The sequence below is a fragment of the Sphingomonas glacialis genome (assembly GCF_014653575.1).
Taxonomy (GTDB): Bacteria; Pseudomonadota; Alphaproteobacteria; order Sphingomonadales; family Sphingomonadaceae; genus Sphingomonas; species Sphingomonas glacialis.
In genome coordinates this window covers 264,869-290,706 of record NZ_BNAQ01000003.1, presented here as the reverse complement: position 1 = coordinate 290,706, position 25,838 = coordinate 264,869, and the positions used below count along the sequence as shown (strand labels likewise).

The following is a 25,838-nucleotide window of genomic DNA, read 5'->3' as shown; positions in this document are numbered from 1 at the left end:
GGATGGGCGTGCGCGGCGTCAACTCGTGCGATCAGCGATCGTCCTGATAATCCCGATAGTCGCGTCCACCACGGTCAGGCTCGCGCCCGAAATCGCGGGGCGGGGCGCGCTCTTCGGGGTCACTCCGCCGACGATCGCGCTCGTCGGGCCGGTTCGACTGGAAGTCGAGCTCGCCATTGCGCAAGCGCACACGGCCGATCCCGGGAATGTCGCCCTCGACCGGCGGAATGTTCGAAGGATCGAGGAAATTCTCGAGCGTCTCGCCGATGCCGATGCCGTTGGCGGCGTCGGGGTCGACCATTTCGTCTTCGGCGGGCGCGGCGACTTGCGCGGCACCGACTCCCAGCGCCTGCTGCATGAAATCACGCCAGACGCGCGCCGGCACGCCGCCGCCCGACAGGCCGGCGTTGGGGGTATTGTCGTCGTTGCCGACCCACACGCCGACGACCAGCCCGTTGGCGAAGCCGACGAACAGCGCGTCGCGACTGTCCTGTGTCGTGCCGGTCTTGCCATAGGTCTTGACCGAGAGCGCGGCTGCGCGGCCGGTGCCGGTCTCGGCCGAGGCGGAGAGCAAATCGAGCATTTCGTCATGCAGCGTGCCGTCGAGCGCGTGGCTGCGATCGGTCAGCGTCGCGAGCACGCCGCGCTCGGGCGGATCCTCGAGCCCGCGCGGGCGCACCGGATATTGCTCGGCGGCGACCGCGGCATAGGCCGCCGTCAGTTCGAGCAGCGACATGCTCGACGTGCCGAGCGCGATCGTCGCCTCGCTCGGGATCGGGGTCGAAACGCCGAGATCGCGCGCCGCTTGGATGACCTTGGCGACACCGACCTGCTGCGTGATCCGCGCCGCCGCGACGTTCGACGAGCGTGCGAACGCCTGGCGCAGCGTAATCGGGCCGAGATAGCGGCCATCGGCGTTCTTGGGGCTCCAATTGGCGATCGTGATCGGTTTGTCGTCGATCACCGAATCGGGCGTCATCCCGCTGCGCATCGCGGCGAGATAGACGAACAGCTTGAACGCCGATCCCGGCTGGCGCTGCGCCTGCGTCGCGCGGTTGAACGGGCTTGCGGCATAGGAGCGCCCGCCGACCATCGCGACGACGCGTCCATCGGGGCGCATCGCGACGAGCGCGATCTGCGCCTGTTTGAGCCCCGCGCGCTTCACCGCGCGCTCGGCGGCGGCCTGGAGGCGGCGGTCGAGCGTCGTGCGGACGGTCGATTCGGTGGCGATCTCGCCGGCATGGTCGCGCGCGGCGGGAAGCACCCAGTCGGCGAAATAGGTGCCGTTGGGGAGCGGCGCCTTCGCTTCGGGAACGACGCGCGCGGGGCGGACGCCCGCGGCTTCGTCCTTGTCGAGCAGCTTGGCGTCGACCATCGCCGCGACGACGAGCCGCGCGCGATCGCGTGCGCCCTGCAGGTTGGTCGTCGGCGCGAGCTTGGAGGGCGCCTTGACCAGCCCGGCGAGCATCGCCGCCTGGCCGATCGACAGATTCTCTGGCTTCCTTGCGAAATAGTGTCGCGCGGCGGCGCGCAGGCCATAGACGTTGTCGCCGAAATAGACGTTCGACAGATAGCGCGAGAGAATCTGGTCCTTGGTCAGCCACGCCTCGAGCCAGAAGGCGATCATCACTTCGCGGATTTTCCGCGCGGCGGTGCGGTCCGAATCGAGGAACGCGTTCTTGGCGAGCTGCTGCGTGATCGTGCTGCCGCCCTGGTCGCGTCCCTTCGAGGTCACATTGTGGAAGAAGGCGCGTGCGATCCCGCGCGGGTCGATCCCCCAATGCGAGCGGAAGCGCCGGTCCTCGATCGCGAGAAACGCGTTGGTGACGTTTTTCGGGAGCTTGGCCGCGTCGACCGGCGCGTCGATCACCGCACCGCGCCGCGCGAACGGCCGTCCGTCGTCGGACAGCAAGGTGATGCTTGGCGGCGTCGGCGGCTGGAGCGATTTCGACAAGGGCGCGGTCACCGCGAGCCAGCCGACCGCGAAGACGAACAGCACGATCAGCCCTGCAACGCCGCGCATGATCCAGCGCGTGACCGTGCGGCGCCGGGCGGTGGGAAGCCGTGCTGCGTAGCGCTCGTAATCGAACGGCGGCTGCGGTGGATAGCCGGGATCGATGCGCCGCTCGGGCGGCGGCATGCCGTGCGTCAGTTCGAGCGCATCATCGGCCTGGCGCGAGTCCGCGTCGCGATCGGAGGAGAAGAAACGCATGACTAGATCCCGCAACGACGAGTGTGTGTATTAGTCATGTAGAACAGAGGGGGCAAGCGGGGAGGCGACATTGCCATGCCTGTAGCAGTCGACTGGCGACCAAGCGAGCCGTTCCCCGCGCGGCGCATTGCGATCGCTTGCCGAATCCGGGCGGCGCAGCGTAGGGTCGCCGGCGACTTCCACCTTGAGGTGGACCCCTGACAACGCTATCAGAATAGCGTCGGGCGGTCGCGCCCCTCTGCCGAAAGCCTTGTTCATGTCCGACGCTCTCTCTGCTTCGCCTGTCGCCGGCCAGCCCCTGGTGGTGGGGATCGGCGGGACGATCGGCGGCATCTCGTCGACCGAGCGTGCGCTCGCGATCGCGCTCGAGGCGGCCGGGCAGGAGGGCTTCCGCACGCGGCTGTTCGGCGGTGCCGAGATGGGGCGGCTGCCGCTCTATGACCCCAAGGCGACGTCGCGCACCGCGGAAGAGCGCGATTTCGTCGATACCATCCGCCAGGCCTCGGCGTTGATCATCGCCTCGCCGGGCTATCACGGCAGCATCTCGGGCGTCGTCAAGAATGCGCTCGATCTGCTCGAGGAAACCGCGCGCGATCCGCACCGGCCGTACCTCGCCGACATGCCGGTCGGGCTGATCGCGACGGCGTATGGCTGGCAGGCGACGGGCAGCACGATCGCGGCGCTGCGCTCGATCGTCCACGCGCTGCGCGGCTGGCCGACGCCGTTTGCCGCCGCGGTCAATTCGCAAGTCACCAAGTTCGATGACGAAGGCGGCGCGAACGACCAAGCGGTGCTCGACCAGCTGCGCATGGTCGGCCAGCAAGTCGCGCGCTTTGCCCCGCTGGCGATCCAGCATGGATGACGCGTTGCGCCAGCAGATCGGCCGGCGCGGCGCGCTCGCGCTCGGTGCAGGGGCACTCGCGAGCAGTCCGTTGTGGGCGCAGTCGCTCGTCGATCTCGGCTTTTCCGAGAACGATGGCCGACGCCCGCTGACCGATGCCTTTCCCGGCAAGACGGGCATGATCCTGCAGCGCACGCGCGGGCCGTTGCTCGAGACGCCGATGGCGGCGTTCGACGGCGCGCTGTCGGACGATCCGGCGACGCCCAACGACCGCTTCTTCGTCCGCTGGCACTATGCCGACATTCCCTTGGCGGTCGATGCTGCCGCTTTCCGGTTGCACATCAAGGGCGCGGTCAACCGCGCGCTGTCGCTGTCGCTCGATGCGATCCAGAGCATGCCCGCGGTCGAGATCGCCGCGGTCAACCAATGTTCGGGCAATTCGCGCGGGCTGTTCGGCCCGCGCGTGCCCGGTGCGCAATGGGGCAATGGCGCGATGGGGCATGCGGTATGGACCGGCGTGCGGCTCGCCGACTTGCTCGACCGCGCGGGCGCGACGGGCAGTCATGTCAAATTCGCCGGGCTCGACCAGCCGCCGGGCGATGCGCCGTGGTTCGCCAAGACGCTGACGCTTGCCGAGGCGCGCAGCCGCGACGTGATCGTCGCATACGGCATGAACGGCGTGCAGCTCCCGCTGCTCAACGGCTTCCCGCTGCGGCTGATCGTGCCGGGCTATTATTCGACCTATTGGGTCAAGGCGCTCGATTCGATCGAACTGCTGACCGGCCCCGACACGGGCTATTGGATGGAGAAGGCGTACCGCATCCCGACCGCGCCGCGCGCGAGCGTCGTCCCCGGCGCGAAGGATTTCCCGACTGCGCCGATCGGGCGGATGCTGCCGCGCGCGTTCTTCACCAAGGCCGATGCGCAAGCCGTGCGCGGGATCGCGATGGGCGGCGATGCCGGCGTCGCGAAGGTCGAATGGTCGATCGATGCCGGCAAAAGCTGGCATGCGGCACAGCTCGGACGCGATCACGGGCAGTACGGCTTCCGCCGCTGGGCCGCGGTCCTGCCACGCGGCAGCCACACGGTCGCGGTGCGCGCGACCAATGTGCGCGGCATCACGCAAGCCGCCGACCCGATCTGGAATCCCGGCGGCTATATGCGCAATGTGATCGAAACCGCGAAGGTTACCGTATGAGCCGCGCGTTCCCCCTTGTTGCGCTCCTGCTTCTGCTCGGTGGGTGCCAGCGTTATGCCACGCCAGGCGAGACGCGCACCGGCGGCGGCGCGCGCGCGATTGCGCTGAGCTCGCAAAGTATCACGCTGCCGACCGAAAGCGTGACGTTGCCCGCGAGCGCCGAGATCGTCAGCACCAATTGCACCGCGTGCCATTCGGCCGAACAGATCCTGACGCAACCTCGGCTCAAGCCCGAGCAATGGGCGACCGAAGTCGCTAAGATGCGCACCGCCTACAAGGCGTCGATCGCCGAGGCCGACGATCCCAAGCTCGTCGCGGCGCTGGTCGCGCTGCAGGATGGCACCGCGCGCTGAGCGCGGCTCAGCCGTAGGCGCGCCAGAAGAAGACGCCCGTCGTCACCGCGGTGACGAGCAGCGTCCACGCGCGGACCACGCCGGCGGGCAGCCGCTTGCCGAGATGCGCGCCGCCCCAGCCGCCGAGCATCCCGCCCGCCAGCATCGGCAGGCACGCGCTCCACGCGACCAGCCCGACCGCGATGAACACGATTGCGGCGGCGGCATTGGCGACCGCGAGCATCAGCGTGCGCGGCGCGAACAGCGCGCGCGGCGAGACCCCTGCGAGCAGGCCGTAGACCGCCGTCGTCATCAGCCCGACGCCGCCGCCGAAATAGCCGCCGTACAGGCCAAGCAGGCCTTGCGCGACGATCAGCGTCCGCTGCCCGATCGCGACGCGACGCCGTAGCGCATCGGCGGCCGTCTTGCCGAAGGCGATCACCAGGAAGGCGAACAGCAACAGCCAGGGAATGACGAGATCGAACACATGGCTCGGCGTGAGCGCGAGCAGCGCGCTGCCCGCCAGGCCACCGACGAAGGTGATGGCGACGAGCGTGCGCAGGCCCACGCCGCCGATCGGACCGAGCTCGGTGCGGAACGCCCAGGCACTCGTCCCCGCGCCGGGCAGCAGCGCGACGTTCGAAGTCGCGTTGGCGGTGTTGGCGGGCAGGCCGAGCGCGATGAGCGCAGGCAAGGTCGCGAAGCTGCCGCCGCCCGCAAGCGCGTTCATCGCACCGCCGAGAATGCCGGCGCCAGCGGCCAGCGCTATGGTAGGCAGAGTCACCCGTACCTCGTCATGCCGGGCTTGTCCCGGCGTCCACCGCGCCGCACATCCTGCCCCCGATGCTCTTGCTGCACGGTGGACCCCGGGACAAGCCCGGGGTGACGGTGAGGGTCAGCCGAGTGCCGCGAGTTTCGCCTCGGCCTGACGATCGAGCTCCGCCCGGCTCATCTTCTCGCTCGCGGTCTTCAACTGGCCGCACGCCGCATCGATGTCGCGCCCGCGCGGGGTGCGCACCGGCGCGCTGATGCCTGCGTCGAACACGATGTTCGAGAAGGACTTGATCCGCTCAGGCGTCGAGCATTCATATGGCGCGCCCGGCCATGGGTTGAACGGGATCAGGTTGACCTTCGCGGGCAAGTCGTAATGCTTGAGCAGCCGGACGAGCTCGCGCGCATCGGCGTCGCTGTCGTTCTTGTCCTTGAGCATGACGTATTCGAAGGTGATCCGCCGCGCATTGTTGGTGCCGGGATAATCGGCGCACGCCTGCAGCAGTTCCTCGATGCCGTATTTCTTGTTGATCGGCACGAGTTCGTCGCGGACTTCCTTGGTCACCGCGTGGAGCGAGATGGCGAGGTTGACCGAAATCTCCTCGCCCGCGCGCGCCATCAAGGGCACGACGCCCGAGGTCGACAGCGTGATGCGGCGGCGCGACAGGCCGAGCCCGTCGCCGTCCATCACGATCTTCAAGCCATCGCGGACATTGTCGAAATTGTAGAGCGGCTCGCCCATGCCCATCATCACGATGTTGGTGAGCATCCGCCCCTCGGGCTGGCTCGGCCATTCGCCGAGCGCGTCGCGCGCGAGCATCACCTGGCCGACGATCTCGCCCGCGGTCAGGTTGCGGACGAGCCGCATCGTGCCCGTATGGCAGAAGCGGCAGTTGAGCGTGCAGCCGACCTGGCTCGACACGCACAAGGTTCCGCGGTCGGCGTCGGGGATGAACACCATCTCGTAATCGTTGCCGTCGTCCGACCGCAGCAGCCATTTGCGCGTGCCGTCGTTCGACACCTGAGCCTCGACGACTTGCGGGCGCGAGATGACGAAGCGTTGCTCGAGCCACGGCTGCATCGTCTTGGCGATGTCGGTCATCAGCGCGAAATCGCGCACGCCGCGATTGTAGATCCAGTGCCACAGCTGTTTTGCGCGCAGCTTCGCTTGCTTGGGGTCGAGCTGCGAGGTCTCGAGCGCGAGCCGCAAATCGGCCTTGGACAGGCCGAGCAAGTCGATACGGCCATCGGCGCGCGGCACGAAGGCGCGGGGCACGGGCACGGGGTCGATATGGCCGGGAATGGCCATGAGGGTGGTCGCGGAGTTGGGCATGCGCTGGCACATAGCGTGTTTCGGCGGGTTTTTCTACCGGGGTGCGTTTCGCCGATCAGCGTATTGACCAACACCCCGTCACCCTCGCGAAAGCGAGGGTGCCGCTTCTTCTTATGACGCCGACAAAGTAGCGGGATCCCCGCTTTCGCGGGGAAGACGGAGGAAGTAGGTCGGCCGCTAGCGCCCCACACACCCGAGCGACGCCGCGTCGATTGCGGTCGCCGCGCCCCGCAAGGCATAGACGTCGGCGAACGGCGCGCCGCTCTTGGCGAGCGTCTCGACGCTCATGCTGCGGCTTGAGCGAAGCGCGGCGATGATCGCGGCGTCGGTGCGCCGGTCGGGTGCCCAGGCGTCGGCATTGCCCGCGACGAGTTCGAAGCGCCGCTCTCCGATCGACAGCGTCACGCGCGATTGCGGATTGCGTTCGCGGCTCAGGCGGATGTGGAGCTGGTTGCGGATGCCGCGACCGGGCCAGCTCGCGATGCTCGCGAACGGGCGCCAGCGCGATGCGCCGCCCGCCTCGACCGGCTGCGCGATCGCATAGCAGCTGAGCGGCGCGGCATCGGTGAACGCGCCCCAGCGATCGAACACGCCGAGCGAATCGCGCGCCGCCGCGGGCGTCGCGACCATCAGCGCGAGCAGCGCCAGGCGCTTCATGCCGGGGCGTGGCCCATGCCGCGATGCACCAGCGACTCGACGCCGTGCTCGATCGCGACGACCGATCCTTGCGGTAATCCCGGCGCCGCGGGCGCGCCATATCCGGGCAGATCGGCCGTGCCGGTCATCACACCGCGCAAAACCCGGCTCGAAATTCCGTGCATGATGACGAGCCGGTCGCCGTGATCGCTCTCGGTATCGGTCAGCCATCCTGACACACGCGCCACAATCTCGGGATAGCTTTCGCCATCTTCTGCCGGGAACAGCAGCCCGTGCGCGCGATCGACCACCGTGACGCCGGCATCGGCCAAGTCGGCATAATAGGCCCCGCCCCAGCTCCCCGTGCCGATCTCGACCAGCCGCGCGTCGGTCCGCGCGGCGTGCCAGTCGAGCTCGAGATGCTCGGCAATGATCGCCAGCGTCTGCAAGGCGCGCCCGGTCGGCGAAGACCATAACGTCAGTGCCGGTTTCGCTCCCAGCTGCGCGCGCAGTGCCCGCCCCATCTCGTCGGCCTGGGCGAAGCCGGCGCGCGTCAGCGGGGTGTGTGGATGGTCGCCCTGCAGCCGCCCGGCGGCGTTGAACACCGTCTCGCCATGCCGCGCGACGAAATCCCTGCCCGTTCTTTTGGGGCCGCTTCGTGGCGGCTTGTGGGCGTTGGAATCCATGGCGTCGCTTTCAACCCCGTGTGGCGCAAAAGCAACGCTTTATCCCGTTGTCTGAGGTTCATGCAACGGGCTGCGCCGTCACCTATTTGAGCATTCCCACCAGGGATCGGTGGATGTGTACCAATGGAGTTACCCCAATGCGCAAGTTCGCTCTCACCGCTGCAACCGCAGCGCTCACGCTCGGCCTGGCCGCTCCGGCCTTCGCCCAGGACGGCCCCCCGCCGCCGCGTGACGATGCAACCTTCACCGGTGCCCGTGCCGGCGTGATCCTCGGCTATGACAAGCTGCAGCCCGGCCGTGGCCCGAATTCGGACATCGGCAGCAACCGCAAGGCCGACGGCCTTACCTATGGTGGCGATATCGGCTATGACGCCGCGTTCCACGGCGTCGTGCTCGGCGTCGAGGGCGAAGTGACGGGGTCGACCGCCGACGTCAGCAACGCCCCCACCAGCGCCGGCGCGCTCGGCTATGGCCGCGTCAAGACCGGTCGCGATCTGTATGTCGGCGGGCGCCTCGGCTATGTCGTCGCCCCCAAGACGATGATCTACGCCAAGGGCGGCTACACCAACGCCCGGCTCGATCTGACCGCCAACAACGGCACCGTCACCACCGGTAACCATTACAACCTCGACGGCTACCGCGTCGGTGCCGGTGTCGAGCAGAAGATCGGTCGCACCACCTACGCCAAGGTCGAATATCGCTATTCGAACTATGGCGATGCGCGGCTCGAATATGCCAATGGCGGCAACACCAACAATTTCAGCGTCAACACCGACCGTCACCAGGTCGTCGCTGGCGTTGGTGTCCGTTTCTGAACCAGACCGGCAAGCTTTTGCCGCGACAAGAAGGGGGTCGGAGCGCTTGCTCCGGCCCCTTTTATGTTTAAGGAAAGGGACACGGCGTATTGCCCCCCGATGTGCTGAAAAGCGCGCAGATTCGGTGGGATGTTTGGGCGATCTTTGCCCGGGGGAACGACATGAAGGCGACGATCGAACGCGCGACCCTGTTGAAGGGCCTCAGCCACGTGCAAAGCGTGGTCGAACGGCGCAATACCATCCCGATCCTGTCGAACGTGCTGATCGAGGCTACGCCTGAGGGCGGCCTCAAGCTGATGGCGACCGATCTCGACTTGCAGATCAACGAGACGATCGCCGCCGCGGTCGACCAGCCCGGCGCGACCACGGTGTCGGCGCACACTTTCTTCGACATCTGCCGCAAGCTTCCCGAGGGCAGCCAGGTCAGCCTCGCCGCGGCCGACGGCAAGATGACGATCATGGCCGGCCGCGCAAAGTTCCAGCTCGGCACGTTGCCGCGCGACGATTTCCCGGTGATCGCCGAGGGCGAACTGCCCGTCTCGTTCGAGCTCCCCGCCGAGACGCTCAAGCAGATCATCGACAAGACGCGCTTCGCGATCTCGACCGAGGAAACGCGCTATTACCTCAACGGCATCTTCTGGCACGTCTCCGATGACGGCGGTGCAGGCGGGGCGGGGCCCGTGCTCAAGGCCGCTGCAACCGACGGTCACCGCCTCGCGCGCGTGACGATGCCGCGGCCCGAGGGCGCCGAGTCGATGCCCGACGTGATCATCCCGCGCAAGTGCATCGCCGAGCTGCGCAAGCTGCTCGACGAAGTCGACGGTTCGGTCGGCGTCTCGCTCTCGCCGACCAAGATCCGTTTCGACCTGGGGCAGGCGCTGCTGACCTCTAAGCTGATCGACGGCACCTTCCCCGATTACAGCCGCGTTATCCCGACCGGCAACGACAAGATCCTCAAGATCGATCCGCGCAGCTTCGAGGAAGGCGTCGATCGCGTCTCGACGATCGCGACCGAGAAGACGCGCGCGGTCAAGATGGCGCTCGATCGCGACAAGATCATCCTGTCGGTGACGTCGCCTGAAAACGGCACGGCGGCCGAAGAAGTGCCCGGCGAATATGTCGCGCTCGGCTTCGAGATCGGTTTCAACAGCCGCTATCTGCTCGACATCCTCGGCCAGCTCGAGGGCGACACGATCGAAGTCCATCTCGCCGATGCCGCCGCCCCGACGCTGATCCGCGAAAACGACAAATCGTCGGCGCTGTACGTGCTCATGCCGATGCGCGTCTGAGCTCGCAGGCCGCTCGAGCCACACCGCGAGACGTGGCCGTTGGGCCGTTCTTGCGGGGTCGGCACGTGCGGCCCGCACTATTTTAGCGCTAGTGCTTCCCTCGCCAGCGGCAGGGCAACGTTCGTTTTGATCGACCGGCCGATCGCCCTCTCCGCGCCGCTCGCTCTATGGCAGCTGATGGCCTCGAAGCATCGCCGATATTGACACTTTGCGTGTCAGTGCTTACTGACAACCCTGTCAGTAGAGGATTCCCGTATGGCGAAGCTTCCCCCGTTCCCCGGCACGACTGGACGGCGCGATTGGCGCACCGCTTTTGACGCGATTCGCAAATTGCTCGCCAATGGCGACGACACGACACAAGTCTTCCGTATCATGCGCGCGCTCAACGTCGGCAACGCGCCGCGTAACTATGCGCGCCTGATCGCCACGAGCGACGGCGGGCGGCTCGCGAGCGAGCAGGTCGAATTGGCCGCGCGTCTGGGCGATCCGACGTTCGTCGCTGGCTTTGCGCCCGGCACGGTCGGTGGCGCCTATCGCGATTTTCTCGCGACGACGGGCTATTCCGCCGATGGTCTGGTCGAGGTCAGCCAGATCGTCAGCGAGGATCAAGTCCAGCATCCCTATGCCTGGTTCGGCCGCCGCGTTCGCGACACGCACGACATCTGGCATGTGCTGACGGGCTACAAAGCCGACGAGAGTCTGGGCGAGGCATGCCTCGTCGCATTCTCCTACGCGCAGGTCGGAGGGCTGGGCTGGGCGTTCATCGGTGGCGCGGCGGCGTTGAAGAGCCTCAAGGTGACGCATGGCACGCTGTTCGCAAAAGCGGTGTGGGAGGGCTATCGCCTCGGGCGGCGCGCGCGGTGGATTTCGGGCGAGGATTACGAGCGTCTGCTCGCCGAACCGCTCGACGCAGCGCGGGCGCGGCTCGGCATCGCGACGCCGCACGCCTATCTCAAGGCGCAGCGCGAGCTTGGGCCCGAGCTCGCTTCCTATCTCAGCACGCGCGGCGACGCGGTTGCGGCACCCGAACGGCTTGCCGCCTGAGGCGACCACCCGGCCGGCCTGATCGGTTTGCCATGGCGTCGCCGGGCGGCGATGCAAAAGGCGGGTGGCACAACGTGAAAACCGGCTAAGGCACGCAGCGATGCTGACGCGCCTCGTCCTGACCGATTTTCGCAACCATGCCGACCTGACGATCGCCGCAGGCCCAGGCTTTGTCGTGCTGACCGGCGAGAATGGCGCGGGCAAGACCAACGTGCTCGAGGCGGTATCGCTGCTCGCGCCTGGTCGGGGATTGCGCCGCGCGGGGCTCGGCGAGATGGCACGGCAAGGCGGGGCAGGCGGCTTCGGTGTCGCAGCCGACCTGCTCGGCGATGTGGCGATCGCGACGGGCACGCAAGCCGCGGCGCCCGAGCGGCGGATCGTTCGCGTCCAGGGATCGCCCGTCGCCGCGACCGCGCTCGGCGAATGGCTGACGGTGCTGTGGCTGACCCCGGCGATGGACCGCCTGTTCGTCGAACCCGCGGGCGAGCGACGCCGCTTCCTCGACCGGCTGACGCTCGCGCTCGCGCCGGGGCACGCGGTCCACGCCAATCGCTACGAGGCGGCGATGCGCGCACGCAATCGGCTGCTCGCCGATGACCTGCCGCCCGATCGCGACTGGCTGTCGGCGCTCGAAGCGCAGATGGCCGAGCACGGCGCGGCGATCGACGCCGCGCGACGCGACACGGTAACGGCGCTTGCCGATCGCCTGGCGGGGCAGGCCGACGGGCCGTTCGCGCGCGCCGGGCTTGCGCTGGAGGGGTGGACCGGCGGTGGTGCGACGCTCGCCGTCGATCTCGCGCAGAGCCGCGCGCGCGATGCCGCTGCGGGGCGCACGCTGATCGGGCCGCATCGCGCCGATCTGGCGGTGACGCATCTCGGCAAGAACCAGGCGGCGGGTCTCTGCTCGACCGGCGAGCAGAAGGCGCTGCTGCTCGGCGTGATCCTCGCGCATGCCGAGCTCGTCGCCGAACGGACCGGCAGCGCGCCGGTGCTGCTGCTCGACGAAGTGGCGGCGCATCTCGATCCGGTGCGGCGCGCGGCGTTGTTCGATCGGCTCGCGGGCAAGGGGCAGGTGTGGATGACCGGGACCGAGGATGCGCTCTTCACCGATCTCGGGCGCGACGCGGTGCGCCTCACGCTCGGCAGCTGAACGCAGGCTGTCGGCGGAACTCACGCCGCGTTCAAGCGGTCGGGTGCATCTGCCGCTGTATGGCGGGGGCCATGGAGACTATCCGATGACGACATTTCGCAAGACCATTCTCGCCGCAACCGCCGCCGCGATCGCGCTTGGCGCAGGCGTTGCCCCCGCATCCGCGCAGGACCGCTGGGACTGGGGTGGTGGCCGCAACGGCGACCGCGAATACCGCCTGATCGGCGCTGGCGTGCCGATCCTCTATCCCGAACTGCGTCAGACCAACCGCGGGCGCGCGTTCGTGATGCGCAATTTCGACTATAACCGCGACGGTCGCGTCCAGCCGCGCGAGGCCGACGCCGCCAACCGCGCCTTCGCCCGGGTCGCCGGCCCACGCCGCGACCGGTTCGATTGGGAGTCGCGTGATCGGGTCGTCGTCGTCGAGCAGCGTGGCCCGCAGGGCGGCGGCTGGGATCGCGGCGCGATGCGCGGCTATGGCTTCCGCCAGACGTCGCGCGGCGCGATGATGCGGCTCGACGAGGATGTGCTCTTCGCCACCGACAGCGCGGTACTGCGCCCCGGCGCGATCGACAAGCTGCGCGGCCTCGCCAATTACCTGCGATCGGAATCGGGCGTGCGCGTCGCGATTGACGGCTATACCGATTCGCGCGGAACCGACGCCCACAACCAGGTACTGTCCGAGAGCCGCGCCGATGCGGTCCGCACCGCGTTCGACCAGATGGGTGTGACGCGTGCGCGCTTCTCGGTCGTCGGGCATGGCGAGGCGAGCCCGGTTGCTCCCAACACGACGCCGCAGGGCATGCGCCAGAACCGCCGCGTCGAGGTCACCCTGCTCGGCCAGCGCGCCGACCGCTTCTGATCCCAATCACGGCCCCGGCGATCCTCGCCGGGGCCGTTTTCATCGTGCAGCCAATGCATGCATGATTGCGCTCCGCGGATGCCGATTCCCGTTGTAGCGCACCCGTAACAAGCAGATATTCCGCCTCGCGCATCCGTCGATGCACTGCGGCCCCGGCATCCTATCGGGGGCGTTCCGAGGGCTCGCTCTTCCCATGAAATCGCTGGATCTGTGGCTCGTCGGCTTTGGCTTGCGCTGCGCGGGGTTGCTCGTCTGCGAGCTGGCCTGTTTCGGCTTCGTCATCCCCACGCTGTTCAACCTGCACAGCGACGCGGCCAATGTCGCCGCCGCGCTGATCGCGCTCGTGGCGCTCGTCGCCGGCTTCCTGTCGGTCACCGCGCTGACACGCGAGTTCACCCTCCTCCTGCTGGACAAGGACCATGAATAAACTCGTTCGCTTCGCACCATTGCTGCTGATTCCCTTGATCGCGATCCTGCCGATGAGTTCGTGCAGCCGCGTCGAGCCGGGGCATGTCGGGATCAAGGTGAGCAATTTCGGCAGTTCGGCGGGCGTCGCCGATCATGCGCTCGGCGTCGGCTGGTATTTCACGCCGTTCGGCACCAACATCTTCGAATATCCGATCTACACCTCGACCTATGCCTGGACCAAGTCGACCACCGAACAGACCGGCGTCGACGAGGAATTCCCCTTCCAGGATCGCAACGGCCTCAACCTCTCGGCCGACGTATCGGTGGCGTATCGCGTCGATCCGGTGAAGGCGCCGATCCTGTTTCAGAAATACCGGATCGACATGGCGGGGATCGTCGCGGGGCCGTTGCGCAATGCGGTGCGCAGCGCGCTGAATGAGGAAGCAGCGGGGCTCGGCGTCGAGGAAATCTACGGCCCCAAGAAGGCGGCGCTGCTGTCGGCGGTGCAACGCGATGTCGACCGCTATTTCGAGCCCGTCGGGCTGCATGTCGAGCAACTCTATTGGGCGTCGAACATCCGCGTGCCCGATCAAGTGCTCAACCAGATCAACACCAAGATCGCCAACGAGCAGGCCGCGCTCGCCGCGCAGGCCAACGTCGCGACGGTCAAGGCCAATGCCGATGCGCGGATCGCCGACGCCGAGGGCAAGGCGAAGTCGTCGCAGATCGAGGGCGACGCGCTGCGCGCCAACCCCGAGATCCTGCGCCAGCGCGCGATCGAGAAATGGGACGGCAAGCTGCCGACCTACAGCGCGGGCGGCGGGCAATTGCCCTTCATCGTCGAGAAGTGAGCGCATCCGGCCCGGGACGCCTGCGTCCCGGGCCGGGAAGTGCCATTTCGCTTCCGTTTCGTGCCGTGAATCCCTATATGCTCGGCATGGCAGAAGACCCCAATACGAATGATTACGGCGCAGACTCGATCAAGGTGCTCAAAGGCCTAGACGCGGTCCGCAAGCGTCCCGGCATGTACATCGGCGATACCGACGACGGTTCGGGCCTCCACCACATGGTGTTCGAGGTGTCAGACAACGCGATCGACGAAGCGCTCGCCGGGCATTGCGACCGGATCGACATCACGCTGAACGCCGATGGCTCGGTCTCGGTCGAGGATAACGGCCGCGGCATCCCGACCGGGATCCACACCGAGGAAGGCGTGTCCGCCGCCGAGGTCATCATGACCCAGCTCCACGCCGGCGGTAAGTTCGAGAACACGTCCGACGATAACGCGTATAAGGTCTCCGGCGGCCTCCACGGCGTCGGCGTCTCGGTGGTCAACGCGCTCAGCGAATGGCTCGACCTGACAATTTTCCGCGACGAGCAGGAGCATTACATGCGCTTCGCGTTCGGGGATGCCGTGGCCCCGCTCAAGATCGTCGGCCCCGCGCCCGGCAAGAAGGGGACGCGCGTCACTTTCTTCCCGTCGCCCGCCACCTTCAAGATCACCGAATTCGACTTCGACAAGCTCGAGCATCGCTACCGCGAGCTCGCCTTCCTCAATTCGGGCGTGCGGCTGTATCTCAACGATGCGCGCCACGCCGACCTCAAGACGGTCGAGCTCTATTACGAGGGCGGGATCGCCGCGTTCGTGAAGTATCTCGATCGCAACAAGGTGCCGCTGATGCCCGAGCCGGTGGCGATCTCGGGAACGCGCGACGACGTGACGATCGACGTCGCGCTCGAGTGGAACGACTCATACTATGAGAACGTCCTCGCCTTCACCAACAACATCCCGCAGCGCGACGGCGGCACGCATATGGCGGCGTTCCGCGCGGCGATGACGCGCACGCTCAACAATTATGCCGAGAAGTCGGGGCTCCTCAAGAAGGAGAAGGTCACGCTGACCGGCGACGACATGCGCGAGGGGCTCACCGCGATCGTCTCGGTCAAGCTGCCCGATCCCAAGTTCAGCTCGCAGACCAAGGACAAGCTCGTCTCGTCCGAAGTCCGCCAGCCGCTCGAAAGCCTGATGGCCGACAAGCTCGCCGAATGGCTCGAAGAAAACCCCGCGCACGGCAAGGCGATCGTCGCCAAGATCATTGACGCCGCCGCCGCGCGCGAAGCCGCGAAGAAGGCGCGCGAGCTGACCAGGCGCAAGGGCGTGATGGACATCGCGTCGCTGCCGGGCAAGCTCGCCGACTGCCAGGAGCGCGACCCCGCCAAGTCCGAACTGTTCCTGGTCGAGGGTGATTCGGCCGGCGGTTCGGCCAAGCAGGGCCGCGACCGCCACTTCCAGGCGATCCTGCCGTTGCGCGGCAAGATCCTCAACGTCGAGCGTGCGCGTTTCGACCGGATGCTGTCGTCGAAGGAGATCGGCACGCTGATCCAGGCGATGGGCACCGGCATCGGCCGCGACGATTTCAACGTCGAGAAGCTGCGCTACCACAAGATCGTCATCATGACCGACGCAGACGTCGACGGCGCGCATATCCGCACGCTGCTGCTGACCTTCTTCTACCGCCAGATGCCCGAGATCATCACCGGGGGGCACCTCTACATCGCGCAGCCGCCGCTCTACAAAGCGACGCGCGGGCGTTCGGAAGTGTATCTCAAGGACGATAGCGCGCTCGACGAATATCTCGTTGAAGCGGGTGTCGCCGGCACCGTGCTCGAAGGCGTGCAGGGCGGTTCGCGTTCGGGGCAGGATCTGCGGATGCTGGTCGATCACGCGCGGCGGATGCGCACGCTGATGCGCTACATCCCGCGCCGCTACGATCCGACGATCGTCGAGGCGCTGGCGATGGGTGGCGCGCTCGACCCGGCGCTCGATCTCGAGGCGCGGCGCGAAGTCGTGGTGCAAGTCGTGCGCGGGCTCGACGCCGGCGATCCCGAGGCGCGCTGGTCGGCCAGGCTCGCCGAGGATGGCGGCTTCCATGTCGAGCGCGTGTGGCGCGGCGTGACCGATCACCACATCATCGAAGGCGCATTCCTCGGCTCGGCCGAGGCGCGGAAACTGCACGGCCTCGCGGTCGAGCAGCAGGAAGCGTACGAGCAGACCGCACGGATCGTATCGTCCAAGGCGGCCGCTGCCGCGCAGGCCGAAGCCGATGCGGCCGAGGATGAAACGGCCGCAACCGAGGCGCCGGCACAGGCGCCGGTGGCGACCGCTGCCAAGGGCTCGACGATGGTCGCACGGCCGTCGCAGTTGCTCGATGCGATCCTCGCCGCCGGCCGCAAGGGGCTGGCGATCCAGCGCTACAAGGGTCTCGGCGAGATGAATGCCGAGCAATTGTGGGAGACGACGCTCGATCCGCAAGTGCGCTCGATGCTCCGCGTCGAGATCGAACAGGCTGATGTCGCCGACGAGATCTTCACGCGGTTGATGGGCGACGTGGTCGAACCGCGCCGCGAGTTCATCCAGGAGAATGCGCTGAACGTCGCCAATCTCGACGTCTAGCGTACCACCAACAACACAAGGGGGAGTGGGTTGATGCGAGCATTTCTGACGGGCGTGGCGGCAACGGCGTTGATCGCCACGGTGGCAAGCGCAGCCGGGGTTCCGGCCTCGGTTCACAGCGCGAAGCAGACGCAGAAGGCGGTCGCGACCGCGCTTGCAAGCCCGGCGCGCGCCGACCAGTCAACCGATGACGCGCGGCGCAAGGCGGCCGAAGTGCTCGCCTTCTCGGGCGTCGGCCCGGGCGACGAGGTGCTCGATTTCCTCCCGGGCTCGGGCTATTGGACGCGCGCTTTCTCCGGGATCGTCGGGGCTTCGGGGCATGTCTATGCCGTGTGGCCTGCGGCGATGGCGAAATATGCCGCCAAGTCCGCGACCGCGCTCGAGGATCGCCATCTGTCGAACGTGACGGTCAAGGTGCTCGGATCGGGCATCGTCGCGGCATCAGAGCCGGTCGATCTGATCTGGACCGTGCAGAACTATCACGATCTCGCCAACAATGGCGCGGGCGAAGCCGGGATCGACCAGATGAACGCCGAGGCGTTCAAGGCGCTCAAGCCCGGCGGCACCTATCTCGTGATCGACCATGCCGATGCGGCGGGGACTGGCCTGACGGGCACAGACACCAAGCACCGGATCGATCCGGCCGTGGTCAAGACCGAGGTCGCCAAGGCCGGCTTCCAGTTCGTCGGCGAGAGCGACGTGCTGCGCAATCCCGCCGACGATCACAGCGCCAAGGTGTTCGACCCGGCGATCCGCGGCAAGACCGACCAATTCGTCTTCAAGTTCCGCAAGCCGCGCTGAGCGGCAAGCCGGTATCCCATCGCCGTCATGCCGAGCTCGTCCCGGCATCCACCGAGCCGCCGATATCGAAGGCATTGGTCGCGAACACGGTGGACCCCGGCACACGGCCGGGGTGACGGACCTGCTGGCTTAACCGAGCGCCGCGCGGAGCGTCGCGCGCACGCCGGTGCGGTTCGCGGTGTCGTATTCGACGATTGTCTGCAGGCTCTGCGCCATCGCGCGAATGAGCTTGGTGCCGACCCCCGTGCCGCGCGGCGCGGCGTCGGCGACCATGCCGATCCCGTCATCCTCGACTGCGAGCCGGAAATGCCCGTCGCCATCGCCGGTGAGCGACACGCGGACTTCGCCGCCGCTCGTCGGATAGGCGTATTTGCACGCGTTGCTGACGAGTTCTGTGACGATCACGCCGAGCGACACCGCGCGGTCGGTCGACAGGCGGATCGGCTCGGCTGCCAGCGACAGCACGCGCGGTGCACCCGGGGTCGACCAGGTCTCGCCCAATTCGTCGACCAGCGCGCCGAGATATTCGCGCATATCGACCTGCTCGACATCGTTGCTCGTGTAGAGCCGGCGGTGGACTTGGGCGATCGCGGCGATGCGGCGCTGCGTATCCTCGAGCGCGAGCCGCGCATTTTCGTCGGCGAGCGCGGTCGATTGCATCCGGACCATCGCCGAGACGATCTGGAGCGAATTGGCGACGCGGTGGTTGACCTCGCGCAGCAGCGCCTCGAGCCGGGCGTTGCTCGCGCGCAGCTGATCCTCGGCAGCGGCCTTGTCACGTTCGAGCGCGGCGCGTTCGAGCACCTGGCCGAACGCGCTGGCGAGCAGATCGAAGAAATCGGTGCCGACGGTCTTCACGACGTAATCGGCGGCACCGGCTTTGAGCGCCGCGACCGCGATCCGGCCCTCCTCGGAGCCGGTGACATAGACCACCGGCGGCATCCCCGGCAGGATTCGCAGCCGCTCGAGCGTCTCGAGCCCGTCCATCCCCGGCATGTAATGATCGACCGCGATCAGATCGAACGGTCGGCCCTCGGCGACCGCCGCCTGGGCGAGCGCGATGCCCTCGGCGCCGCCCTCGGCGACCGAGAGCGTATAGCCGTAGCGCGCGAGCGTGCGGACGGCGAGGCGGCGCAAGCCCGCATCGTCGTCGATATAGAGGATCGCGGCGCCGGCGGCTTGGTTCACCCCTGAGGCTCGATGTCTGGTACTTGGATCACCGACAGGAACAGGCCGAGCTGGCGGATCGCGGTCGCGAAGCTCTCATAGTTGACCGGCTTGGTGATGTAGACGTTGCAGCCGAGATCGTAGCAGCGCTGGATTTCGACCTTGTCGTCGGTCGTGGTCAGCACGACGACGGGGGTGCGACGCAGCGGGCCGTCGGCCGACTTGATCTTGGCAAGGATGTCGGTCCCGCTCATGTCGGGCAAATTGAGATCGAGCAGCACGAGCGCGGGGCCGTTGCGCTGCGGGCCGTCCGCGCTGTTGAACAGATAGTCGAGCGCGGTCGTGCCGTCGGTAAAGTGCGTGATCGCGTTGAGGATCCCGGCACGACGAATGTTCTTCTCGATCAGGCGCGCATGCCCCTCATCATCCTCGATCATCACGATGCTGACGCTCTTATGATCGGTCATTGCTGGGGTTCCCGCGTGGCTGCTGTAGTGGGGTCGACGAAAATCTTGGGCAAATTCAAGCGGAAGGTTGTCCCCCGCCCAAGCTCCGACGTGACATCGATAACGCCGCCGAGACGATACGCCAAGGCGCGGACATGCGCGAGGCCGATCCCCTCGCCGGGCTGGTCCTGGTTGCCGGCGCGCCGGAACAGGTCGAATACGCGCTGGTGATCGTTCGGCGCGATGCCGCGGCCGTTATCCTCGAACTCGAACGTCACGCGCTTGCCATGCGTCTTGCCGCGCACGACGATATGGCCGGGGCGATCGGGGCTGAGATATTTGACCGCATTCTCGATCAGGTTCGAGAAGATCTGCTCGATCGCGAGCCGATCGCTGACGAGCCCGGGAAGCGGGGCGTCGATCGCCAACGTCGCGCCGCGTTGCTCGATCTGCGTCTGGAGGCTCGCCGCGATCGTCTCGACCATCGCGGTGACGTCGAGCCGCTGCGGCGCGATGACGCGGCGGCCTTCGCGCGACAGTTTGAGGATCGCATTGATCAGCCGGTCCATCTTCTGCGTCGAGGTGCGGATGAAGCGGATCGCCTCGGGCAGATCCTCGCGCGCGGCAAGCCTGGCGTCCTCGGTGACGAGTTCGGGCGCGGTCGCTTCGGCGCGGTCGATCAGCGCACCGATCTCGGTCGTCGCGCTTTCGAGCTCGGCGGTGAAGCCCATCACGTTGACGAGCGGGCTGCGCAGATCGTGACTGACGATATAGGCGAAGCGCTGGATTTCCTCGTTCGCGCGCGTCAGATCGGCGGTGCGTTCCTCGACTTGCTCTTCGAGCGTGTCGGCGAAGTCCCGCAACGCATCGCGCGACGTCGCGAGATCGCGCGTATAGCGCCGCACCGTCAGCAGCGATGCGATCGCGACGAGGATGACGAGCAGCCCCGCGATCGCCAGCGTGGCGTAGAAGATACGGACGCTCGATTGCTGCGCGGCGTCGCGCTGAGCCAGCAGCCGCTGTTCTTCGGCCACCATCGCGTCGGCGCGCGCGCGCAGCACGAGCATCCGGCGCGCGTTGCTTTCCCCCTGGAACACCGTGACCGCGCGCGCGCTTTCGCCATTGCCCGTCAACGCGATCGTCACTTCGCGCTGCCGCGAAAGATCGTCGATCGATTGGCGGAGCATCGCGAGATTGCGCTGCTGGCGCGGATTGTCGCGCGTTTGCATAGCCAAGCGGTCGAGCGTGGCGGGGAGCGCGCGCATCGCCGCGCGATAAGTCGCGAGATAGACCGGCTTCGCCGTCAGCACATAGCCGCGGCGCGCGGTCTCGCTCTGCTCGGTCAGGACGCGCGCACGCCCGATCGCCAGCTCGACCTCGTAGGTGTGGTTGACGTCGCGCGTGTGGCGCTCGTTTTGCGCGGTCGACCAGCCGGCGGCGACGCCAGCGGCGACCAGCGCGGCAAAACCCAGCGCCATGCAGGCCACGAGAAAGCGCCCCATGCGTCCCTCGCTAACGCCGAAACCGAGGAACGAACGCTTGAACATCGACACGTCCTTACGCAGCGACAACAACAATGACCAGTCTGGCTGAATTGACTGAAATCAAGTTTGCGCGCGTCAGTTGCGCGAACCGTTGCCGCTCCGCCGGGCCAGTTCGGTCTCGGCGGTGAACCGCACATCCTCGTCGCGGTCGCCCAGCATGATCGCGAGCGAATCGTCGCTGAGCTCGGCCCAGTCCTTCCCGCGATCGGGGCCTGGACGAATGACGCGCGGCAACAGCCCGGGGACGCTCGACCAGGCGATCAGCTGCTCGGGCCCGACCGTGTTGAGCATGTCACGCAAATGAAAGGCGGTGACATAGGCATCGGGAAAGGCGCGATGCGCGGGCAGGCCGCGCTCATGCTCGAGGCCCTCGGGCTTGCGCCAGTAGCGCAGCATCTGGTTGGAAAAGCTCGGCGTGTCAGGCCACAGCCGCAGTGCACATTTCCACGTACAGATCCACGGCGCGTCGCGGGTCAGCGCCGGCGTGCAGAATTTCTCCTCCGCCGCCGAGCGGTGCGCGGCGAGCGCGATGCGCCGCGGATAGGGATCGAGCACGCCGCGCGCGACATCGTGCCAGAACGGCGCGTCGGCGACCTGCTCGTCGAGGATATGGTGGATCGCCTGCGTCAGCGGCGGGATCGGGCGGCCGGGATTGACCAGCCGCGATCCGCCCTCGCCCTGGATCTCCCAGCGGCCGTCCTTGCCGAGCGCGACGTCCTGCCAGCCGATTTCGCATACGCCGTGGAGCGGTGGGGCTTCACCGGTGGTCTCGAGGTCGATGACGCGGATGATCTGGGGGGGCGGGGGAGGCATCGCGCCTAGGTGGCGTGTTCTCGGCTGGATTGCGAGCGAAGAAGAAGGTTTGTTCGCGCAGAGGCGCGGAGGTGTTGTGCGGGGTTCGCGGTATCGCGTCCAATGCGCCAGGTGTGCCAGGGCACTCCACCGACGTAAAAAGCCCTGGGGGGACGCGAAAAGGCTCACACGCGCGCAACACCTCCGCGCCTCCGCGCCTCTGCGCGAACAAACCTTCTTAATGCGCCGCCTGCACCCCGCGCACGACGCCGCTCTTGCCGAGTTGATCATCGATCATCGCCAACAGGCGGTCTAGCGCAGCCTGATCTCGCGCTTCGGCGCGCGCGACGAGGACGTCCTGCGTGTTCGAGGCGCGGAGCAGCCACCAACCGTCCGGGGTGGTAACGCGCGCGCCGTCGGTCGAATCGACCTTGGCGCCTTCGGCTTCGAGCCGGGCGAGCACTTCCTCGACCACCGTGAATTTGCGGCTCTCATCGATCTGGAAGCGCAGTTCGGGGGTGTTGACGAGCTCGGGCATCGCGCTGCGCAACGCGGTCATCGAGCGGCCGCTCAGGTGCGCTGCGCGGATCAGCCGGACGGCGGCGTAATGCGCGTCGTCGAAACCGTAGAATTCATGCGCGAAGAAGATGTGCCCGCTCATCTCGCCGGCGAGCGGGCTGCCGGTTTCCTTCATCTTGGTCTTCATCAGGCTGTGGCCGGTCTTCCACATCAACGGCGTGCCGCCGAGCGCCGCAACTCGGTCGAACAGCATTTGCGACGCCTTCACATCGGCTATGATCGTCGCGCCGGGGAGTTCGTTGAGCACAGGTTCGGCCAGAATGGAGAGAATCTGGTCGCCCCAGATCACCCGGCCCTGCCCGTCGATCGCGCCGATCCGGTCACCGTCGCCGTCGAAGGCCAGTCCGAAATCGAGCTGCTTCTCGGCGACGAGGCGCTTGAGATCGGCGAGGTTCGCTTCTTCGGTGGGATCGGGATGATGGTTGGGAAATTTGCCGTCGACATCGGTGAACAGCAGATGATGCTCACCCGGCAGGAGCTTGACGAGCTTCTCGATGATCGGGCCCGAAACACCGTTGCCGGCGTCCCAGCCGATCTTGTAGCTGCCGCCGGCATAGCCCGCGACGAGGCGGCCGACATAATCGTCCTCGATGTCGAACGTCGAAACCACGCCGCGATCCTCTGCGTCGACCGTGTCCCAATCGCCGTCTGCGGCCATTTGACCAAGCGCTTGGATGTCGGCGCCGAAAAATGGCGCGTGCTGCAGCACCAGCTTGAAGCCGTTATAGTCGGCGGGGTTATGGCTGCCGGTTATCTCGATGCCGCCATCCACCTCTAGCGTCGCCTCGGCGTAATAGAGCATCGGCGTCGGACCCCGGCCAATCCGCACGACGTCGATCCCGACCGCGACGAGACCTTCGACCAGCGCGGCTTCGAGCATCGGCGAGGACAGGCGGCCATCATAGCCGACCGCGACGCGGCGGCCACCGGCGCGGCGCACGCGCGTGCCGAAGCCGCGGCCGATCGCGTCGGCATCGGCCTCGCCCAGCGTTTTCCCGACGATCCCGCGAATGTCATATTCGCGCAGCGAACTAGGGTCGAAACGATGCGTCATGCGGGCTCCTGCAATACTGGCTCTGACCCAAGCCGCGAGCGACCAAAAGGTTCAAGATTTCCAGATATTAGCGCCGCAGCAGGACGTCGCGCGCGGCGTTGATCCGGCGCGTCAGATCGGCCGAGCCGCCTCTATCGGGATGGACGGCGGACACCAAGCGCCGATGCGCCGCCCGGATCGTCGCTTCGTCGGCCCCCGCGCCGACGCCGAGCACCGCACGCGCCTCGGCCTCGCCGACCCGCGGCACCGGCTTGGGCCGCGGACGCAGCAACAGCCATCCGCCGATCAGGATCGCGGCGATGAGGAGCAGCTTGCCCATCAGGCGACGAGCGGGACGACGGTCTCGGGCAGGGCGAGCGCGCCCATCATCTCGCGCAGCTCCTGGCGCGCGGCGACATGCGCCAGCCCCATCGACCCGAATTCGCCCGAATCGAGCATCGTCAGGCCGGCTGGGAACAGCTCGCGATAGATCACGCGCTCGCCGAGCCCCGGCACGATGCGGAAGCCGACACGCTTGGCGAGCTGGTCGAGCGCTTCGGATACGCGCCGCATATTGCGTGCCTCGATGTGCTGGACGCGGTTGCGGAGAACGACCCAATCGATCGTCGATCCATCGGCTTTCGCCCGGATCTTCCGCGCGTCCCAGATCAGCTCGGCATAGAAGCTCGGACGCGTCACCTTGTAGGTCTCGGGATGGACCTGGCCGATCAGGTCGAAATCGACGAAACTGTCGTTCATCGGCGTGACGAGCGTGTCGGCGCGGCTCGCCGCGATCCGCGCGAACGGATCGTCGCGGCCGGGGGTGTCGATCACGAGGAAGTCGGCGCCCTGCGCCAGCGAGTCGAACACGTCGTTGAAGCGGTCCTCGCTTTCGCCGTCATGCGTGGCGTGGCGCGGAATCGGCAGTTCGCGGCCGGTGCGCTGTACCGTTGCGGCACGATTGTCGAAATAGCGGCCCATTGTGCGCTGGCGATGATCGAGGTCGAACGCGGCGACTTGCGCGCCGCGCGCCTGCAGCGCGATCGCGACATGGACCGCGGTGGTCGATTTGCCCGTGCCGCCTTTTTCGTTGGCAAAGACAATGATATGTGGCTTTCGCGCAGCAGTCGCCAACGTGGTTGCTTCCCGTCTTGTTCGGTGGGGGCGAGCCTCATAGAAGGCGCGCCCAATCCAAGCGTCTTTACCGAAGGGCACCGACCCGTGCAAACCATCCGTACCCTCGAAGCGCTCCGTTCCGGGATTGCCGCCTTGCGCGACGGCGGCGCGAGCATCGCGCTCGTGCCGACGATGGGGGCGCTCCACGCCGGGCACCTCGCCTTGATCGAGGCGGCGAAGCGGCCGGGGCGCAAGGTCGTCGCGTCGATCTTCGTCAATCCGACGCAGTTCGGGCCGAACGAGGATTTGTCGCGCTATCCGCGCCGCGAGAGCGCGGACGCCCGGATGCTGGCCGACGCGGGCTGCGACCTGCTCTGGCTGCCGCCGGTCGAAGTGATGTACCCCACGGGCTTCGCCACCAAGATTTCGGTGTCGGGGGTGAGCGAGGGGCTCGACGGCGTGTCGCGGCCTGGGCATTTCGACGGCGTTGCGACCGTCGTCGCCAAATTGTTCAACCAGGTCCGGCCCGATATCGCCTTGTTCGGCGAGAAGGATTTCCAGCAACTCGCGGTGATCCGCCAGATGGTCGCCGATCTCGATTTCGGGATCGAGATCCAGGGCGTGCCGACGCAGCGCGACGATGACGGGCTCGCGCTCTCGTCGCGCAACATCTATCTCGACGATGCGCAGCGTGCGGCCGCGGTCGCGCTGCCGCGTGCGCTGGGCGTCGCGGCCAAGGCGATCGCGCGCGGCGACGCTGCCGACGATGCGCTGGCGAGTGCGCGCGAGGCGTTGATCGGGGCGGGGTTCGTGGTCGATTATCTCGAACTGGTGGACGCGCTGACGCTGACCCCGGGCACCGATCCCGAGCGGGCGCGGCGGCTCGTTGCCGCAGCGAAAATCGGCGCGACGCGGCTGATCGACAACCTCGCCGTGCCGCCGCGCGATCATGCCTAATTGTCGTTAACCTTTTGTTGATCTCCCTGCGGCATGGTCGTGCTCACAGAGATGGTTAACGGGGGTTTACGACATGGGCACGAGCCTGAAGCACGCACAATTCCTGACCGACAGTCGCGTTGCCGACGCGGCGCTCGGGGATGCCGACGCCTGTTACGAACTCGGCATGGTCTATTCGAGCGGCGCCGCGGGCGTCGGGATCGACCTGATCGAAGCGCATAAATGGTTCAATCTCGCCGCCGTCGCCGGCAGCGAGATCGCCAAGGATTGCCGCCGCGACATCGCCGAGGACATGACCGCGCGCGAGATCGCCGCCGCGCAGGCCGCGGCGCGTGCCGTGCTCGTCAGCCGGCAGCGCCGCGCGGCCTGATC

The 25,838-nt window shown here is 67.2% G+C and carries 26 protein-coding genes; 14 read left to right on the top strand and 12 right to left on the bottom strand.

The window, feature by feature from the left end:
* Positions 1-31 precede the first annotated feature (31 nt).
* Positions 32-2,212, bottom strand: coding sequence for a transglycosylase domain-containing protein (locus IE187_RS12060; protein ID WP_189676461.1), 2,181 nt, complete (start codon positions 2,210-2,212; stop codon positions 32-34).
* A gap of 256 nt (positions 2,213-2,468) precedes the next feature.
* Here IE187_RS12060 and IE187_RS12055 point away from each other — a divergent pair, with 256 nt between their 5' ends.
* From IE187_RS12055 to IE187_RS12045, 3 genes are read left to right on the top strand one after another with little or no spacing between them, the layout of a single operon-like run.
* On the top strand, positions 2,469-3,074 hold the full coding sequence (locus tag IE187_RS12055) for an NADPH-dependent FMN reductase (protein WP_133191345.1): 606 nt from the start codon (positions 2,469-2,471) through the stop codon (positions 3,072-3,074).
* The gene (locus tag IE187_RS12050) at positions 3,067-4,251 is read left to right on the top strand and encodes a molybdopterin-dependent oxidoreductase (protein ID WP_189676460.1); all 1,185 of its coding nucleotides are present in this window, start codon (positions 3,067-3,069) and stop codon (positions 4,249-4,251) included. The genes IE187_RS12055 and IE187_RS12050 overlap by 8 nt, the downstream gene beginning before the upstream one ends.
* Positions 4,248-4,604: a cytochrome C nitrite reductase gene (locus IE187_RS12045; RefSeq protein WP_189676459.1), complete on the top strand. Its 357-nt coding sequence runs from the start codon at positions 4,248-4,250 to the stop codon at positions 4,602-4,604. The genes IE187_RS12050 and IE187_RS12045 overlap by 4 nt, the downstream gene beginning before the upstream one ends.
* Positions 4,605-4,611: 7 nt before the next feature.
* Here the strand turns inward: IE187_RS12045 and IE187_RS12040 are convergent, their stop codons facing one another.
* The 4 genes from IE187_RS12040 to IE187_RS12025 form a co-directional block, all read right to left on the bottom strand.
* Positions 4,612-5,367, bottom strand: coding sequence for a sulfite exporter TauE/SafE family protein (locus IE187_RS12040; protein ID WP_189676458.1), 756 nt, complete (start codon positions 5,365-5,367; stop codon positions 4,612-4,614).
* A gap of 111 nt (positions 5,368-5,478) precedes the next feature.
* Positions 5,479-6,687, bottom strand: a complete 1,209-nt coding sequence (gene rlmN / locus IE187_RS12035; protein WP_229839384.1) for a dual-specificity RNA methyltransferase RlmN — start codon at positions 6,685-6,687, stop codon at positions 5,479-5,481.
* 177 nt (positions 6,688-6,864) lie between these two features.
* Positions 6,865-7,344 carry a hypothetical protein gene (locus IE187_RS12030; protein ID WP_189676457.1) on the bottom strand — a complete coding sequence of 160 codons (480 nt, stop codon included), beginning with the start codon at positions 7,342-7,344 and terminating at the stop codon, positions 6,865-6,867.
* Entirely contained in the window at positions 7,341-8,009 is a 669-nt protein-coding gene (locus IE187_RS12025) for a histidine phosphatase family protein (RefSeq protein ID WP_189676456.1), read from the bottom strand. The genes IE187_RS12030 and IE187_RS12025 overlap by 4 nt, the downstream gene beginning before the upstream one ends.
* A gap of 137 nt (positions 8,010-8,146) precedes the next feature.
* Here IE187_RS12025 and IE187_RS12020 point away from each other — a divergent pair, with 137 nt between their 5' ends.
* The 9 genes from IE187_RS12020 (at position 8,147) to IE187_RS11980 (ending at position 17,832) form a co-directional block, all read left to right on the top strand.
* Positions 8,147-8,824: an outer membrane protein gene (locus IE187_RS12020; protein ID WP_133191352.1), complete on the top strand. Its 678-nt coding sequence runs from the start codon at positions 8,147-8,149 to the stop codon at positions 8,822-8,824.
* 161 nt (positions 8,825-8,985) lie between these two features.
* On the top strand, positions 8,986-10,113 hold the full coding sequence (dnaN, locus tag IE187_RS12015) for a DNA polymerase III subunit beta (RefSeq protein WP_133191353.1): 1,128 nt from the start codon (positions 8,986-8,988) through the stop codon (positions 10,111-10,113).
* Between the two features lie 255 nt (positions 10,114-10,368).
* Complete coding sequence (locus IE187_RS12010; RefSeq protein WP_189676455.1) at positions 10,369-11,157, top strand: Coq4 family protein; 789 nt, start codon at positions 10,369-10,371, stop codon at positions 11,155-11,157.
* Between the two features lie 100 nt (positions 11,158-11,257).
* The gene (gene recF, locus IE187_RS12005) at positions 11,258-12,307 is read left to right on the top strand and encodes a DNA replication/repair protein RecF (RefSeq protein ID WP_189676454.1); all 1,050 of its coding nucleotides are present in this window, start codon (positions 11,258-11,260) and stop codon (positions 12,305-12,307) included.
* Between the two features lie 85 nt (positions 12,308-12,392).
* Positions 12,393-13,169, top strand: coding sequence for an OmpA family protein (locus IE187_RS12000; RefSeq protein WP_189676453.1), 777 nt, complete (start codon positions 12,393-12,395; stop codon positions 13,167-13,169).
* A 193-nt stretch (positions 13,170-13,362) separates the two neighbouring features.
* The gene (locus tag IE187_RS11995; protein WP_189676452.1) at positions 13,363-13,596 is read left to right on the top strand and encodes a hypothetical protein; all 234 of its coding nucleotides are present in this window, start codon (positions 13,363-13,365) and stop codon (positions 13,594-13,596) included.
* Positions 13,589-14,428, top strand: coding sequence for an SPFH domain-containing protein (locus IE187_RS11990; protein WP_189676451.1), 840 nt, complete (start codon positions 13,589-13,591; stop codon positions 14,426-14,428). Before IE187_RS11995 ends, IE187_RS11990 begins: the two co-directional genes overlap by 8 nt.
* 86 nt (positions 14,429-14,514) lie before the next feature.
* Entirely contained in the window at positions 14,515-17,031 is a 2,517-nt protein-coding gene (gene gyrB, locus IE187_RS11985; RefSeq protein ID WP_189676450.1) for a DNA topoisomerase (ATP-hydrolyzing) subunit B, read from the top strand.
* Between the two features lie 33 nt (positions 17,032-17,064).
* Positions 17,065-17,832, top strand: a complete 768-nt coding sequence (locus IE187_RS11980; protein WP_189676449.1) for a class I SAM-dependent methyltransferase — start codon at positions 17,065-17,067, stop codon at positions 17,830-17,832.
* A gap of 129 nt (positions 17,833-17,961) precedes the next feature.
* On the opposite strand, the gene IE187_RS11975 is transcribed toward IE187_RS11980, so the two are convergent.
* From IE187_RS11975 to IE187_RS11945, 7 genes are all read right to left on the bottom strand, one after another.
* Entirely contained in the window at positions 17,962-19,020 is a 1,059-nt protein-coding gene (locus IE187_RS11975; protein WP_189676448.1) for a sensor histidine kinase, read from the bottom strand.
* Positions 19,017-19,466, bottom strand: coding sequence for a response regulator (locus tag IE187_RS11970; RefSeq protein ID WP_133191362.1), 450 nt, complete (start codon positions 19,464-19,466; stop codon positions 19,017-19,019). The genes IE187_RS11975 and IE187_RS11970 overlap by 4 nt, the downstream gene beginning before the upstream one ends.
* Positions 19,463-20,992: a sensor histidine kinase gene (locus IE187_RS11965; protein WP_189676447.1), complete on the bottom strand. Its 1,530-nt coding sequence runs from the start codon at positions 20,990-20,992 to the stop codon at positions 19,463-19,465. The genes IE187_RS11970 and IE187_RS11965 overlap by 4 nt, the downstream gene beginning before the upstream one ends.
* Before the next feature lie 72 nt (positions 20,993-21,064).
* Positions 21,065-21,802 (bottom strand): exonuclease domain-containing protein, encoded by a 738-nt coding sequence (locus IE187_RS11960; protein ID WP_189676446.1) that lies wholly within the window; start codon positions 21,800-21,802, stop codon positions 21,065-21,067.
* A gap of 217 nt (positions 21,803-22,019) precedes the next feature.
* Entirely contained in the window at positions 22,020-23,414 is a 1,395-nt protein-coding gene (gene pgmG / locus IE187_RS11955) for a phosphoglucomutase/phosphomannomutase PgmG (RefSeq protein ID WP_189676445.1), read from the bottom strand.
* 67 nt (positions 23,415-23,481) lie between these two features.
* The gene (locus tag IE187_RS11950; RefSeq protein WP_189676444.1) at positions 23,482-23,733 is read right to left on the bottom strand and encodes a J domain-containing protein; all 252 of its coding nucleotides are present in this window, start codon (positions 23,731-23,733) and stop codon (positions 23,482-23,484) included.
* Positions 23,733-24,527, bottom strand: a complete 795-nt coding sequence (locus tag IE187_RS11945; RefSeq protein ID WP_189676443.1) for a division plane positioning ATPase MipZ — start codon at positions 24,525-24,527, stop codon at positions 23,733-23,735. Before IE187_RS11945 ends, IE187_RS11950 begins: the two co-directional genes overlap by 1 nt.
* Before the next feature lie 87 nt (positions 24,528-24,614).
* Between IE187_RS11945 and panC the strand changes: the two genes are divergently transcribed.
* Both panC and IE187_RS11935 read left to right on the top strand, forming a co-directional pair.
* The gene (gene panC, locus IE187_RS11940) at positions 24,615-25,466 is read left to right on the top strand and encodes a pantoate--beta-alanine ligase (RefSeq protein ID WP_189676442.1); all 852 of its coding nucleotides are present in this window, start codon (positions 24,615-24,617) and stop codon (positions 25,464-25,466) included.
* 73 nt (positions 25,467-25,539) lie between these two features.
* The gene (locus tag IE187_RS11935) at positions 25,540-25,836 is read left to right on the top strand and encodes an SEL1-like repeat protein (protein ID WP_133191369.1); all 297 of its coding nucleotides are present in this window, start codon (positions 25,540-25,542) and stop codon (positions 25,834-25,836) included.
* The last annotated feature ends 2 nt before the right edge of the window (positions 25,837-25,838 follow it).